The organism is Anoxybacillus sp. PDR2 (assembly GCF_009834045.1).
GTDB classification, from domain to species: domain Bacteria; phylum Bacillota; class Bacilli; order Bacillales; family Anoxybacillaceae; genus Anoxybacteroides; species Anoxybacteroides rupiense.
In genome coordinates, this window is the sequence record NZ_CP047158.1 from 467,015 (window position 1) to 482,566 (window position 15,552).

Genomic DNA, 15,552 nt, shown 5'->3' on the forward strand with positions numbered 1-15,552 from the left:
ATATGATGAATAGCCATAATGACAGTGCAGTGAAAATTGTAAATCTTAGTAAGGAGATAAAGGGCCATAAGATTTTAAAGGATATTCATTTAGAAGTTAGCAGGGGGAAAATTTGCGGAATCGTGGGTAGGAATGGATCAGGAAAAACCATGCTATTTAAAGTTATAGCCGGACTGATCAGACCCACCTCAGGCATGGTTGAAATATTTGGCGACCCAATTACTTCAGGGAAATTCCCTAAAAACATAGGGTTGTTGTTAGATAAAAACGGCCTGCTTCCTCATTATTCAGGCCTTGAAAATTTGAAACTATTGGCTTCCATTAATCAGATAATTTCGTTGGAGGAAATCAAAAGGACTTTGGAAATCGTAGGGTTAGACCCTGAAGATAAAAGACCTACAAAATATTATTCTTTAGGGATGAAACAGCGACTCGGTATAGCTCAAGCGATTATGGAAAAACCAAGCCTTCTTATTTTAGATGAGCCAATGAATGGGCTGGATGAGGACGGTGTAGCAGACATCAGAAATTTAATAAAAAATTTAAAAACGCAAAATGTGACGATTCTCTTATCAAGCCATAACTCAGAAGACATCAACCTTCTTTGTGATGAGGTTTATAAAATGGACAAGGGATGTTTGAGTGCTTTGAACAACCGCAAGTCCGAATTCGCGCCACATACGTAAAAAGGCAGCGCCGCCTTTGATGGATGCGTCCATCAAGGGCGGTGCTTTTCATATGCCAAAACAAAAACGAAAATACAGCAACCGCAAAGATTTTTTTCTGCAACGGGGGAAGTGAGCCATGAGAGAGTTGAAAAAGGCTTGTGACGGTAAATCCATGATCAATGGTTCGAACGATTCGTTCCGTGTATCATCCTATCTTTTTATCATGGAAGTTTCCCCCTTTTATTTCAGGCGAAATACGCAATCTTCCTTTTATCTAATTTTTCCTGTTATGGAAACCTTGTTTTCTATCAGGTAAGATAAACATAGTAGGTAGTTTTCTTGCGCTTTTTCAATCGGACAGGAGGAACGATTTATGCCGGATTTGACTATATCAATTTTAACCGCTGTGATCGGCTTTTTTCTCAGCTTCTTGGTAGATTTTTTTAAAAAATGGCGTTCGTCTGTGTATGTAGGTATATTCGCTGCTATATTCGGAATTGGATGGATCGTCTATGTGTTTTTGGAACAAGGGTTTCTAGAAGCGACGATTATTTTTTCTATACTGTTATTTAGCTTTTTTAGCTTTCCGGTGCCAGAAAGAAGCGGTGCCCAATCGCAAGAGATCATCGGTAAACTGAAAAAACAAGGATCAAGAGAAATTGTATTGTCTAAGAATAAAGAGCGTATCCTATTGGATTTCTTATTTGCGGGATTGTTTATGGGCATCGCTGTTCTTTATTTCCTTTTCGGTCCGAATTCCCCCATCACGCTCGTACTTTTGTACAGCTTCGTCTCTCTTGTGGCTGGGCTGACGAAAAGAATAAGACTGTTTCGCTCTCTTCGTTTTTTTTACGCAGAACAGGAAGAGGCGCTATATGCGATATCTTTTATCGAAACGAAAAAGTATCCATTAAAGGAGCTTTCAGAAGCAAGCGTTCAAACACGGCCGGATGTGTTGCAACTATTTCCGCTTTTTTCTTTGTTTTCTCCTCATACGGACTATACGACCAGCGTGGGGAAAACGTGGAAATTATCTTTTTCCGGCGAAAAAATCTATCTCACCCCTGATCCATCGGAATCGATGGATTTCGTCCTCAGAGAGGAAAGGAAGAAGCTAGAAGAGATCGAGGTAAAACCTTTTTATCATCAAAGTAATTGGAAGCGTCTTCTAGGAAAGGGGTATTTTGCGGCAACGGTGAAAGGAGTAGGAGCCTATGCGGCTCTCTTAACACTTTTCACTTTTATGGGTATCAGCCCGCTTATGACGGCCATGGTTATTTTGCTATTTTGGATATTCAATCTGTGGATTTCTGATCGCGTATTAAAAATGGCTTTAGATATGAAGGAAATAAGCGATCCTCAGTTGCTTCCGATCATCGAGAAAGTCTTTTCACGTGCTGGACTTTCCCATGTCACTATTTATGTCACAGAATCGGTCGAATATAATGGGTTGGCGGCAGGCGCTAATATTGGCCGATCACTGGTGGCGCTGACTTCGGAAACGCTGAAGCTTCCCCTTGAAGCCATTGAAGGCATTTTGGCTCATGAGGCCATTCATGTCAAAAAGCGAGACGTCTTGACTGGACAGTTGTTGCGATTTGTTTTGATTGGATGGATTGTCATCGGTATTTTCTTTATACATGAAACCTATCCGAATTTGCTAAAAAACCATCAAATCCTCGTTTTTTTCGTCCTTTGGATTTTAATTTTTCTGCTTCCTGCTTTCCAGTCTCTGATTACGCAGTGGATGGAAGTACGGGCCGATCATTTAGGAGCAACGCTGTTGGATGGCGGGAATGTTCAAATGGCCAAAAGTTTGACCATCCTCTCTGAGCATCAAGATCAAGCATCGGAAAAAGCAATCGGATACCACGTCGTTCCTGAAGAAGAGCAAGAAGCGGAGGAAAAGGACGAAAGATTGTCTTCTTTGGAAAGGGATTCTTGGTTTTTTCGATTTTTGGAATTTCAGTTTATGTCTCATCCGCCCATGTATTGGCGTGTTCATTCGCTTCGAACAACAGAAACAGGATGGAACATAGGGAAAATAAAATTATGGTGGAACAGCCGCTTTCAGGAATCGCTGCCCAATTGGAAGAAAAATCTATAGGCTTCCATTCTTCTTCCAAATCCTCCGATTGAAGGGTTTGAATCTTGATATGCATTCAATAGAAAAAATATTCCATTTTATGAGAGGGCAATCATGAAAACAGGAAATAGCTAGCTTACCATTTCTCTATAACATTTTCTGCTAGTCCTCATTGGCTAACGATCATATTAAATTTCATTGTATATCCGTATATGAGCTTCTCCCACCTAAACTCTGTTTAAAGGTGGGAGATTTCTCATTGGATATGTTAAATTCTGACCATCAGACCCCTTTGCTGATCATAAGGTATAAGATGAGAACAGGGAGCAATGTTGCGAGCGTTCCGAATATCATCCAGTGCCGTGACGCCTGGCGGTACGATTCTATGTTGAATTCGTTTTCGGCAGTTGGAGCGCTGAGATGTATCATTTTGCGTTGCAAAGGGAGCAGCACTCCGGCCCAAAGTATTCCTGTCAATGCAAATAATATCAAGGACAAGGTTAGCCAATTAAATCCTGAAACGAGATATCCCGCTTGAACAGCCATCCAAACTCCGGATATGATAATGAGCAACAGTCCCGGAATAGTGAAAACGAAATCAGCTAGCATGACATTTTTGGCAGTCCGATGAATGAAGTCACGGTGTCTCGTTTGATCTGCCCGCATTTTCCAGAAAGCCGTCACGATAATATTGCCTAAAAAAAGGACAACCCCGGCAATATGCATAAATAACAGAGATTTCATATGTTTTTCCTACCTTTCTGCCTTTGACTGAAGCCTTTCAGACATTAGTTCGGCAAAATCTTGATTAAAGAAATAGCCGTTTGAATCAATGACGCTGCGCATCCGCAAACCAAATGAGATAAGCGTAAATAATTCTGCTGTTTTGTCGGCATCAATGGACTGTGAGATAACGCCAGCCTCTTGCCCAGCAATGATCCATGATTTGGACATATGAATGGCTTGTTCATAATATTGCTGGAGTATTTTTTTTATATCAGGTTGATCGCTTTTGCCTAAAAGGTACATGAGCACTTGATTGCCGGGATCTTGCGGATTTTCCAGATCTGACAATCGGGATGTGATTTCATAGAGTGGTTCCTCAAATGAGGCCTTTTGCGAAGCCTGATGGAAGAAGCGCTCGTTTATTTTGTCGAGCCTTTCCTTCAACACCCAACTGAAAAGTTCGTCTTTGCTTTTTACATAATGGAAAATGGCTCCTTTAGATAACCCGGAACGCTCCATAATGTCATGGAGTGTTGTATTGGTGCATCCTTTTTCATAAATTAATTCTTTCACAGCATCCAATAGCAATCGCTTCGTTTGCTCTCGTTTTTGTTCACGCTTCAATTATGTGCCTCCTTTCGAGGGTATAGGAGTATTTATCATTAATTATAAATACCGACAGTCGGTTTGTAAATAAAAAATTTTATTGGCCAGATAAAATGATCGATTGTGAGATTCCGTGTTGGCATGATGATGATTCGATTGAAAAGAGATAGGCTCGAGCCTGTTTCCTTAAGTGCAGAATTTTGGAGAGGGATAACTGAAAGGGGGAATCTATTTCAGAAAAACGGGGATAGAACACGTATTAAAGAAATTCAACTTTTAGGAAGTTGGTGATTACGTGCGCATCATAGATCCAATATCTCAACTGTCGTCGATCTCCAGTAGCGTCAAAAACCCGGGGGATCGACGACAATTTTCTAACCGCCAGAATTCCTACAGCGATCAGAAAAAGAAGCTATTGCTCGAATTTTAAGATAAGTTTATAATAAAATTGTATCCATTTTCCAAATGTTGATTTAATCATGATTTTTTGGGGTTTTTATCTTAACTATGAGGGATTGAAACCATTTTAGAAATGAACTCGTTCAAGCGGTCAACAATGTTTTTATCTTAACTATGAGGGATTGAAACATGCTTTGCTAATGGCTGCGAAAAGCAGCCTTTTTTATGTTTTTATCTTAACTATGAGGGATTGAAACCATTTCTCTATGAGTATAATATAAATTGTGTCTTAGTTTTTATCTTAACTATGAGGGATTGAAACTGCAGTATACAGGATTGTTCGATGATGAAGGAAACGTTTTTATCTTAACTATGAGGGATTGAAACTGGGGATTATATGACGGTATATGGTACAAGGTGAAGGGTTTTTATCTTAACTATGAGGGATTGAAACCAAAATATGCGATATCGCATATAATAAAATTGAAGGATGGTTTTTATCTTAACTATGAGGGATTGAAACTCAAAAAGAGCTTGTCTAAACATAGGGATGGCCGCCCAGTTTTTATCTTAACTATGAGGGATTGAAACCGCTTAAAATATATTCTTTTAGCTTTACCATACAACGTTTTTATCTTAACTATGAGGGATTGAAACCTGTCAATTCGTTTTCTATTATTCCAGGCACTCACTGTTTTTATCTTAACTATGAGGGATTGAAACAAATGTAACCCATTCCGTCATGATAAATCTGTATATTTGTTTTTATCTTAACTATGAGGGATTGAAACTGGTTGGTTTGTAGTTTCGTGTGAGTTTTTCGAGTTTTTGTTTTTATCTTAACTATGAGGGATTGAAACCTTGAAATAGCAATAGTTTGTGTACCAATATCAATGTTTTTATCTTAACTATGAGGGATTGAAACATGTTCTCTGCAATTAAATCGGCGTCTCCATATACGTTTTTATCTTAACTATGAGGGATTGAAACCGACAAAGCAACGGGGAACGTCATTCTCGACACAGGCGTTTTTATCTTAACTATGAGGGATTGAAACTTCACCATCATTCACCACCAAGAACACGGTCACACCAAGTTTTTATCTTAACTATGAGGGATTGAAACACGACCGAGGCAAGAAACGTGCGAACTATGCTGTGTTGTTTTTATCTTAACTATGAGGGATTGAAACAATTTGACCCTGCAAATACAACACTTCTTGCCCAAGTTTTTATCTTAACTATGAGGGATTGAAACCGAGTCCACACACATTTGTGTCGAGTCGTTCATCAGTGTTTTTATCTTAACTATGAGGGATTGAAACTATGTCTTCGTCAGAGAATTCAAATGAATGCGAAATAGTTTTTATCTTAACTATGAGGGATTGAAACACGGGAATATCACGGAAGCGGCGCCAGCAGGCTTTTGTTTTTATCTTAACTATGAGGGATTGAAACTCCGGCCTGGTATCATGCTGGAGAGGTCGCCGCTACAGTTTTTATCTTAACTATGAGGGATTGAAACAACGAGGGGATGTCGATGGTGTATCGTTTGGCATGCGGTTTTTATCTTAACTATGAGGGATTGAAACTAAAATATTCCCGTACAAGGAATATTTACTAGGGTGAGTTTTTATCTTAACTATGAGGGATTGAAACATTCAATCCTTCTATTCAAAATCTACGCCTAAACTAAGTTTTTATCTTAACTATGAGGGATTGAAACCGGTGTGTTCGTTCATTCTGGGGCTGTATTCAACGCGTTTTTATCTTAACTATGAGGGATTGAAACTAGTAGACGCCGAATGATTGCTCGTGTCTTTTTACTGTTTTTATCTTAACTATGAGGGATTGAAACAATACTGGATATTGTTCGATAATGATAGTGTTCTCTGTTTTTATCTTAACTATGAGGGATTGAAACTGAAACAAAGTACACAGACGAGAAAAAATGCCTGTTTGTTTTTATCTTAACTATGAGGGATTGAAACTTACAACTGTAACAAAAGAAATCGAGTACATAGGACAGTTTTTATCTTAACTATGAGGGATTGAAACTTCACTCTAAAAGATAAAACTTTCTGTCCATTTACGTTTTTATCTTAACTATGAGGGATTGAAACTGAAAAAACGATAGACAATTATGACGGCAGCGTCCCACGTTTTTATCTTAACTATGAGGGATTGAAACCTCCAAAACTACACAAAAATCATAGATTTTTCAATGTTTTTATCTTAACTATGAGGGATTGAAACAAGGTGTTTTTATGGGTGCCAATGTTCGTGAACGAGTTTTTATCTTAACTATGAGGGATTGAAACCGCAATATAGTTGAAAGATAAAAGTAACCATAGAAATCAGTTTTTATCTTAACTATGAGGGATTGAAACGCCATTGATACCAACCTCATTGCAAATTATCTCAAAGGTTTTTATCTTAACTATGAGGGATTGAAACTCATCGAAAGGGACTAACGTTTATATCGTCTATGGTGGTTTTTATCTTAACTATGAGGGATTGAAACAAGGAACCGAAGATTTGATGCAATATTACGGATACGGTTTTTATCTTAACTATGAGGGATTGAAACACACTTGCTATGATCGGATTTTTTTCAAAGTCGCCGTTTTTATCTTAACTATGAGGGATTGAAACCGCTCCTTCCCCAAATGTCGGTAAATAAACAGAAGTGTTTTTATCTTAACTATAAGGGGTTAAAACAACTTTGCATTTTTCATGATCTCCACCGCGTTTCTGAAACCATCTCACCGCACGCGAAAACATAGACAGATAAGGGACTTCGCCAAGCCCACAGGCCCGTTGAAAACAGCGAAAACGTTGCAGGATGCGTACAAATTTTCTCAAGGAATTAATAGCAAAATAGGTTTTCAAAAAGAAACATTTCAACAACGATTTTTTTCGACACTGGCGATCTTCCTGTCACGTACGGTGTTTCTGGCAACGACAGAGAGTCAATATATCGAAATAAGGAGGCTAAAAGTGGATTGATTTCATAAGACCATGCATGTTCGCTGTTCCAATTGGAAATCATGATCGTGTCCACCCCTTGGAGAGTTAGTTTTTGTCACTGTATATGATTTCCAAGGTGGTGGATTTTTTATGTGCATTTATGCATTTGTTATGCGCTTTGCAACACGTTCATTAGTTAAGAAAGATAATGTTAAATGAATGATTAAAAAAATATAATAGATAAAAATATATTGAAAAAAATGTATATTATGATAAAATATTCATAGGTAATATATTAACAATTTTTCAATATTTTAGGGTTATCATATGAAAAAATCATTAATTTCTGCTTCTTTAGCTTTAGGTCTATTAGCTTCATCGACATCTGCATTTGCTGCAACGTATGAATATTCAAGCAAAGGGAGAAACTTTGACAAATCTTGGACAGCATACAATAGTGGTACGAATTGGGTAATTGAATATGGTTTTAACACTGACTTTATAAATGAGGATTTTACCCATACAAAACATAGTACAACAAGTCATATCGCAAAAGTAAGAAATGCTAACGGCACTTTCTCTGATCAGGACAGCGCTGGTAATTGGGCTGGTATAGAGGTTACACATAGTGGTTCAACCGTTTATTATTCAATAACTTATTAAATTAACAATGTCCATGGTACTAGTTGAATCCTATTGTTCAACTGGCTCAAGCATAGCAAGCGTATAAAATCCATAAACTATTTACTTATTTGTTGCTTTAAAATTTTCAATCATGTTTGCAAGGATCCGATCGAAATAAAAGAAATATAACACAAAAGAGGCGGCTTCAGATCATAATTAAATCGTGGAAAAAATAAAAAACTATGATATGAAGCCGCCGTAACTGTATATTTCAAAGATTGATTAACTATCTTGACATATTACTTAAATACACTGAGGAATTTCTTTCTGGAAACATTATTTTATATGAACACCCAGCACGAAAATGATGGAGTATAGTATATACATAGCCTTATATCTCAATCTATAAACAACAGAACACATTTTCATAGGTGATCTTGAGAGTTAATATTAGAGGTTCATGGTAAAGTAATTCTAAATATAGGTATTATTTTTGCTTCAAATGAAAATGTTCTATGGAAGAATTGTTTCTTATTTTCTTAAGTTTTAATCATAAAGGAAATGAATTCAGGAAATTTTTTTAAATTACCAAATATACACATGAAAGTCTATGAAGAAAATATATTGAGTGACAATCATTAAAAGTGGCGGAGGGGTTTATTTGAAAGCCATTAAGTATATTATTAGTTTTTGTATCATATTTGTTGGCATGCTTATTATCGGAGAAAGCCATATCTTTTATTTAGATAATTTTTATACAAGATTTGACCATACTACTATGTATTTGCAGTCGGACACAACTGATGAAGAAATGGTTCAGGATATCCTTCGTTCAGCAGAGCGTCATAAAGTGGACGTCTTTACTTTCATCCGATCCCCCCGCAGTACCTTTCTGACGGAGTTTGATATTTATGGAACATCAGGTGTGGAAAGACATCTCAACGAACAGGTACAGCTATCAGAACGGGAATATATGAGCCTTTTTTTAGGAAGCCTCCGTTTTACCTTTCATCAGCTGGAAGACATACCGACAATGGAAAATGTACACGACTTTTACGTCATTGGACGTGACAAGCAGGTTTATGAATTTAAAATGGATTTGATTAATAAGTACGCAGGCAATCATCCTAAAGATGGCTATGTCAGCAAGGAATCAAGAAATACAATCATGTCGATTTGGCTGCTGATTACTAGTATTATTTTATTGCTTTCCTATTATGATGTAATTTTGCAAAAGAAAGAAAATCTGATTCGGATTTCGCTGGGAGAAAGAATCAGTAAGATTGTTTGGCGTAATATTGTATTAGATTCGTTCGTATTGATCTCGCTATTTGTCATCGTTGTCTATGTGCTATCCAAGTATACGTACGTATTTTTTAGGCTTGACATTTCTTTGATTTTCTTTTCACTTTTGCTTTTACTGAACGCATTTCTGTACGTCAATTTGTATTTTTTCAATGTGAAAGAAGTTTTTTCGAATGTCAAAGGCTCTAAAAAGCTTCTTTCTCTGAATTATGGCTTAAAGCTCGTAACAGCAGTGATTACAATTTTCGTTCTCTCAAGCAATATCATGTTAATTTCTGAATCATATCGTCTTTATAAGCAGAAATCTTTTTTTAAAGACTATGCGGATTATTATTACACTCGATTAGAGTATAAACCAGTTGAAAATAGTGATGGTGCTTTTGATGTTGGAGGAAATGAAAGTACGATGGTGCAAGTAACATTTTACAAGGAATTTTTTGATAAATATAATGCCACTTTATTGGCGAGCACTTCGGGATTGTTCAACGGGCAAGGCATTTTAGCTAATAAAAATGCGCTTGATTATTTGTCAGGCGAAATTAAGGAGTTGCGGAATCAGCCTTTAACTAAGGAGATTTATGTGTTGTTACCTAAAAAATGGAAGGGAGATGCGAGGATTATTGACGAAATAAATAGTGCAATCTTATTTTATATAGGCGATCAATTTACAGATGATTACGATCTCATTTATTACACTGGTAATAAAGAGATTATCTCTATTGATGAAAATTATACATATGGAAGTAAATTAGTGAAAGATCCGATTATTATTTATGATAATCGTGCGGCAGACGCACTTGAATTTCCGATAGAAAATCAATCCCCTATCACTTATGTACATGAGATAATGTATAAAATACCATCAGAGCAGGAATTTAATCGATTTGTTGAAGCGCATGATTTAAAGGGACAGATTGTGGCGAAAACGAACGTTTTTGAAAACTATAAAAATAAGTGGGTTATGGCCAAGAGAGTGTTGTATATGAATTCTATCTTTAGTTTGCTGGTATTGTTATTAGAATGGATCATCATTAGTTCTATTATTAAATTGGAGTATGAAGTGAATGCAATTGAGCTTTCGATCAAGAAGGTATTAGGGCACAGCATATTCGAAAAAAACAGAAAAATTGTGTTGATGACAGCAGTCACTACCTTACTAAGTATTATCTCAGCAGTGTGGGTAGCGTATGCACTCGGACTAAGCGATGTCTATTATTTAGTAGTCGGAGGGGTTGTTATCATTGTATTGGAGCTATTAGTGATTGTGTTTTATATATGGAAAATTGAGAATGCTAAAATTTCCAAAATATTGAAAGGAGGAAATATATGATTGAAATAAGGAATTTAACGAAAAAATTTGACGAAAAAATCGTATTTTCAAATTTTAATTTAAAGATTGAAGATGGAGAGTTTGTCATAATTTCTGGATCGAGCGGCTGTGGCAAAACGACTTTGCTTAACATGATTGGCGCTATAGAAAAAATCGACCATGGTGACATTATTGTTGACGGGATTGACATTAAAAACAAACGAAACCATTTGCATTATTTTAGAACGAAAATCGGTTTTTTGTTTCAAAATTTCGCGTTAGTTGATAATAAGACTGTTAAAGAAAATTTGAAGATGATTCGTAAAGATTGCCGGACGGATTTATCTATAGAAGAAGTTTTGAGGAAGGTTGGTCTAGAAGAGAAGATAAATAAAAAGGTATATACTTTATCCGGGGGAGAGCAGCAACGAGTAGCCTTGGCTCGATTGATGCTGAAGAAGTGTGATATTATATTGGCTGATGAACCAACAGGTTCTCTTGATAAGAAAAATGCCGAGGCTGTACTCGACATTTTAAATCAATTTAATGAGCAGGGCAAAACGATTATACTTGTGACACACGACGAAGAAATTAAAAAGGGAGGCAATAGGGTGGTAAATTTATGACGAAATTAACCGGAAAAAAAATCCTCCTACTGATTACATTAATATTTGTTATTTGGAATTTAAGCTGGTTTTTAATAACAACTATCAAGTATAATAACTTTGTAAAAGACATCCCCAAAAATGAATGGGGGTTACATTTTATTAAAAAAGAGGATGGTTATATCTATAGTGTTAAAAAACCAAATTATTTACGTTTCACAGGAAATTTAGTAGTTGCTAATAATGAAAAAGGAGAAACTTTAATTATATGGCCACTAATATTTGGTGGATATGAGTACGGTTTCAGACTACAGAAGGATGGGGTAGCATATGAAATCTACGTTGATGAAAATATGGAACCAATTAATAAGGACGATACGGTTGCTGCCCAAAAAGTTGAAGAATATAAAGTTGAATTAGAAGAATTATTTTCTAAAGCCAATGAAATGTGGGAGTTGAAAGAATAGTATACCAATCATTTCGTCAGGGTATATACAACGTATACCCATTACTCAAGATGGTAAGCTCCAAATAAACCCTATCTGTTTTCAGAAGGGGATTATTCGGAGCTTATTTTTCAGTATACAACTTTTTGGTTACTTAACAATGGCTCGAATTTTAAGATAAGTTTATAATAAAATTGTATCCATTTTCCAACTGCTGATTTTATCATGGTTTTTGGGTTTTTATCTTCACTATGTGGAATAAAAGCTTAAAATCAGCGAGTAAGATCTAACGCTTTTGTTGCTTTTGTGTTAGCTATATTGAAAGGGTTGCAAACAAGTACTTGAGAGGAAAACAGGCGGGAGCATGCGATGCAGGGGAATCAGATGAGGGACAAAGTGAGCTGGGGACGCCTTGCAAGGATGTCCCCTCTTTGTATTTTAGCTTTGCGTCTGCAATGGCCGTTTTGCTTCCAGCATGTCCCCGTATTTTTCATAATGGACATGCCATGAGAGTGCTTTTTCAAGGACATGAGGTGTTTGGCCTCCACGTTTAAGCGCTTCCTGGAAGTATTCACGCAAATGCGGCCGGTAACTTGGATGTGCGCAGTTTTCAATAATCAGAGGTGCGCGTTCGATTGGCGCCAATCCGCGAAGATCAGCATAGCCATATTCTGTGATAAGAACATCCGCGTCGTGTTCGGTATGATCCACGTGTGATACGAATGGAACGATGCTTGAAATGGCTCCGTTTTTGGCAATGGATTTTGTTACGAAGATCGTTAGTCGGGCATTGCGAGCGAAATCGCCTGAACCGCCGATGCCGTTCATCATATTGGTGCCGCGGACGTGGGTCGAATTAATATTTCCGTATATGTCTGCTTCCAAGGCGGTATTAATGGAAATGAGTCCGAGACGGCGAATGATTTCTGGGTGGTTGGAAATTTCTTGGGGACGAAGGATCAACTTGTCTCGGTAAGCATCCATATTGGAATATACTTGTTTCATTTTGGCTTGTGATAGAGTAATGGAACAGCCGGAAGCAAACCGGACTTTTCCCGCATCGATCAGATCAAACATAGCGTCCTGAAGCACTTCTGAATAAACTTTCAAATTGGGAAATTCAGAATCTAACAAACCGTATAGAACCGCGTTGGCAATCGAACCAATGCCTGCCTGCAAAGGAGCTAAATGTTCATTCAGTCGGCCTGCGGCTACTTCTTTTCGAAGAAAACGGATGAAATGATTCGCCATCGCCGCTGTTTCTGCGTCTGGAGGAACGATGGTAGATGGTGAATCCGGTTGGTTGGTGAAAACGATTCCTACTTTAGCCTGTGGATGTATCAACAATCTTGATGGAATACGGTGGTTCAGAACGAATGAACAAAGGCTCAGGCGGCTGTTTCATGCTTAGAACCATTCTAAAAATTCAAGTCTGTTGCCAAACGGATCACTGACATAAAAACGATCGGCTCCTTCTAGCGGCTCCTCCTCCTTGATTTCAATTCCCTTGGCCATTAAGTGTTCGCGCAGTTTGGCGAGATTTTTGACATGAAAGGCAGGATGTGCTTTTACAGCTGGCTGAAAAGTTTCTTGCACCCCAATATGCAGCTGATGATTTCCGCATTGAAACCAGACTCCGCCGCGCTTTTGCAAGTTTTTTGGTTTGGGAATTTCCTGCATTCCTAAAAGCTCCCCGTAAAATTCACGCGCTTTTTCTTCACAGCCTTTTGGAGCGGCCACTTGAACATGGTCAATTTCCAAAAAAGTGAACTGCATATTTCTCATCCCTTCCATGATCAGTTTCAAACTTATTATAATTAATAAAATATGAATATTCAAAAAAACATTTTCATCCAAATATACTTGACTGAATCCTTGATCGCTGATTGGCACATATACATTAGAACATCTAGTAAATTTCAGTTTTTTGGAAACTTTTCCTTTATTTTTTCCGTAATAACCTGTATAGAGATCACAGCCTATTTGCGTGGATAGGTTGTAGATCTATAGAGGAAGATAAAAATGGCGCCGTCCGCGCTTTTGTCACGCAAATATGTAACAACGGCACGCTCACGAACTTGTCTCCAGCCATCAATGTTCTCAAAGAGGGTTGCATTTAGCGTAGAAGGGGGATGGATGTGCAAAAATACCTTATATTTTCCGTTGTCTTTATCGCTGTATTTACCATGCTGCAGCTGGTTTCAGGACTTTTTTTGACGCTATTATATACTCCTAAAATATCGTGGGAGAAAGCCGCTACACTGCCGTCTCACGTTGAACTGGTCGGTCCCAATCCGCTTTTCTCGATGGCGGTTAGTCTCATTTCATGCGGGATTGCTGCTTGGTGTACAAAATGGCTGGTCGCAAGAATGGGACGGATGAAAAAGTGAATCTGGGAGACAACCTTTGCTTGGAGAACATGACTGCTTACCGTCTTTTGCGTAAAGTGAAAGCGGTATTTTTTTATCAACATCATTGTAAAAAAAACAGTGCTATTTTTGCGATTGACTGGTATCTTTAGCATAAGGGGATATCATTAGCACATCATCAAGAATATTAGGCGCGATCTCCTTGCTTGTTGATTGTCCGCGAAGTGTTATGCTGTCCGTTTCGTTTGGCACATTCAATGAAAGGGGGGATCCAAATGAAGCGGATCACCATGCTTTTAACGGCCGCGTTGGCCTTTCTCTTTTCTGGATGCACAAGCAGCCATACCGACTATGAAGGGCAAATTCGCGATTTAAAGCAGCAAATTCAAAAACAAACGCAAGCAATCGACGATCTGAAGCAACAAAATGAGAAATTAACCGAAAAAGCGGCTGCTTCTGATGATCGAGTGGAAGGAAATTTGTTGCAGATCGCGTTGGCAGTTGCTCAGGCGTTAAAAGAAAAGAATATGGAGCAGCTATCTTTATATGTGGATTCAGAGAAAGGGGTTCGATTCAGTCCGTATGGCCATGTGAACGTGAAGACAGATTTAGTTTTTACGCCAAAACAGCTGCCATCTTTAATGGAAAGTGGCCAAACGTACCAATTCGGTGAGTTTGACGGGTCGGGAGAGCCGATTAAAATGACCTTTGGCCAATATTTTGACCGCTTTGTATATGATGTTGATTTTGCCAATCCGCAGTTGATTGGCAACAATGTGATTGTCGGTAAAGGAAATACGCTGCAAAATATTCAAGAGGCATATCCGAACAGCGCCTTTGTCGAGTTTCATTTTACTGGATTTGATCAGCAATATGATGGAATGGACTGGCGCAGTTTGCGCTTAGTATTTGAACAGCGAAGTGGAGTGTGGTGTTTAGTCGGAATCGTGCACGACCAATGGACCGCTTAACCTCACCATCGAGAAGTCTTCCGTCTTTCAATGGAGTGTGGGCGAGTAAGGTTCATTGTTTTTCGTTCTCTTCGTTTTATAGGCCTGTTCTCTTGAAAAGGGACGAATCCCGCTTTCAACTAGGGTGTTGTGGAAAGCGGGATTTTTGTTTGTGGGTGAATATGTTGTGGCGTCACGATAAGATACGCTTGGCTAGAAGGTTTGTCAAGAATCGCGCTTCCCAAATCTTTGCTGCGCCGCCAACAATGATTTTTTATAAAATTAAGATCCCGCTGCGCATAGTAAATGATTATTTTTTTACTTTCGAATCCGCCAGTTCATCATCATTGAATTCAGAGGCAATCATATTTCCTTTATATCCCCTAATCAGTATGCTAAGTTGTTTGGCCAATACTGTTCAAAATGATGTAAAAATCCTGATGTTTTCACCATATTTTCACCTTTCTTTTTTATTATAAAGTCAGAAAAC

At 37.9% G+C, this 15,552-nt stretch carries 11 protein-coding genes, 2 pseudogenes and 1 CRISPR repeat array; of the genes and pseudogenes, 8 read left to right on the forward strand and 5 right to left on the reverse strand.

Annotated features, from left to right (window positions below):
• Window positions 1-5 precede the first annotated feature (5 nt).
• Together GRQ40_RS02295 and GRQ40_RS02300 are read left to right on the forward strand one after the other, a co-directional pair.
• On the forward strand, window positions 6-686 hold the full coding sequence (locus GRQ40_RS02295; protein ID WP_066151113.1) for an ATP-binding cassette domain-containing protein: 681 nt from the start codon (window positions 6-8) through the stop codon (window positions 684-686).
• 355 nt (window positions 687-1,041) lie between these two features.
• Window positions 1,042-2,775 (forward strand): M56 family metallopeptidase, encoded by a 1,734-nt coding sequence (locus GRQ40_RS02300; RefSeq protein WP_066151116.1) that lies wholly within the window; start codon window positions 1,042-1,044, stop codon window positions 2,773-2,775.
• Between the two features lie 261 nt (window positions 2,776-3,036).
• Here the strand turns inward: GRQ40_RS02300 and GRQ40_RS02305 are convergent, their stop codons facing one another.
• The 3 genes and pseudogenes from GRQ40_RS02305 to GRQ40_RS18905 all read right to left on the reverse strand — a co-directional run.
• The gene (locus GRQ40_RS02305; protein WP_080859884.1) at window positions 3,037-3,498 is read right to left on the reverse strand and encodes a DUF2269 family protein; all 462 of its coding nucleotides are present in this window, start codon (window positions 3,496-3,498) and stop codon (window positions 3,037-3,039) included.
• A gap of 9 nt (window positions 3,499-3,507) precedes the next feature.
• Window positions 3,508-4,104 carry a TetR/AcrR family transcriptional regulator gene (locus tag GRQ40_RS02310; RefSeq protein WP_080859886.1) on the reverse strand — a complete coding sequence of 199 codons (597 nt, stop codon included), beginning with the start codon at window positions 4,102-4,104 and terminating at the stop codon, window positions 3,508-3,510.
• A gap of 474 nt (window positions 4,105-4,578) precedes the next feature.
• Window positions 4,579-7,205: a CRISPR direct-repeat array (repeat unit 30 nt; unit sequence GTTTTTATCTTAACTATGAGGGATTGAAAC).
• Window positions 7,206-7,229: 24 nt separating this feature from the next.
• A pseudogene (locus GRQ40_RS18905) lies at window positions 7,230-7,536 on the reverse strand (transposase); the annotation flags it as partial.
• A gap of 245 nt (window positions 7,537-7,781) precedes the next feature.
• On the opposite strand from GRQ40_RS18905, the gene GRQ40_RS02320 reads away from it, so the two are divergent.
• From GRQ40_RS02320 to GRQ40_RS02335, 4 genes are all read left to right on the forward strand, one after another.
• Window positions 7,782-8,117, forward strand: coding sequence for a mediterrocin family bacteriocin (locus GRQ40_RS02320; protein WP_066146588.1), 336 nt, complete (start codon window positions 7,782-7,784; stop codon window positions 8,115-8,117).
• Window positions 8,118-8,739: 622 nt separating this feature from the next.
• Complete coding sequence (locus tag GRQ40_RS02325; protein ID WP_159719289.1) at window positions 8,740-10,713, forward strand: hypothetical protein; 1,974 nt, start codon at window positions 8,740-8,742, stop codon at window positions 10,711-10,713.
• Window positions 10,710-11,318 carry an ATP-binding cassette domain-containing protein gene (locus tag GRQ40_RS02330; RefSeq protein WP_159719290.1) on the forward strand — a complete coding sequence of 203 codons (609 nt, stop codon included), beginning with the start codon at window positions 10,710-10,712 and terminating at the stop codon, window positions 11,316-11,318. Before GRQ40_RS02325 ends, GRQ40_RS02330 begins: the two co-directional genes overlap by 4 nt.
• The gene (locus GRQ40_RS02335; protein ID WP_044743898.1) at window positions 11,315-11,764 is read left to right on the forward strand and encodes a hypothetical protein; all 450 of its coding nucleotides are present in this window, start codon (window positions 11,315-11,317) and stop codon (window positions 11,762-11,764) included. Before GRQ40_RS02330 ends, GRQ40_RS02335 begins: the two co-directional genes overlap by 4 nt.
• A gap of 417 nt (window positions 11,765-12,181) precedes the next feature.
• Here the strand turns inward: GRQ40_RS02335 and GRQ40_RS02340 are convergent.
• Window positions 12,182-13,063 (reverse strand): annotated as a pseudogene (locus tag GRQ40_RS02340) (acetyl-CoA hydrolase/transferase C-terminal domain-containing protein); the annotation flags it as partial.
• A gap of 87 nt (window positions 13,064-13,150) precedes the next feature.
• On the reverse strand, window positions 13,151-13,519 hold the full coding sequence (locus tag GRQ40_RS02345) for a VOC family protein (RefSeq protein ID WP_159719291.1): 369 nt from the start codon (window positions 13,517-13,519) through the stop codon (window positions 13,151-13,153).
• A gap of 362 nt (window positions 13,520-13,881) precedes the next feature.
• Here GRQ40_RS02345 and GRQ40_RS02350 point away from each other — a divergent pair, with 362 nt between their 5' ends.
• Window positions 13,882-14,133 carry a hypothetical protein gene (locus GRQ40_RS02350; protein ID WP_159719292.1) on the forward strand — a complete coding sequence of 84 codons (252 nt, stop codon included), beginning with the start codon at window positions 13,882-13,884 and terminating at the stop codon, window positions 14,131-14,133.
• Between the two features lie 254 nt (window positions 14,134-14,387).
• Window positions 14,388-15,083 (forward strand): FtsB/FtsL family cell division protein, encoded by a 696-nt coding sequence (locus GRQ40_RS02355; protein ID WP_080859645.1) that lies wholly within the window; start codon window positions 14,388-14,390, stop codon window positions 15,081-15,083.
• Window positions 15,084-15,552: the final 469 nt, after the last annotated feature.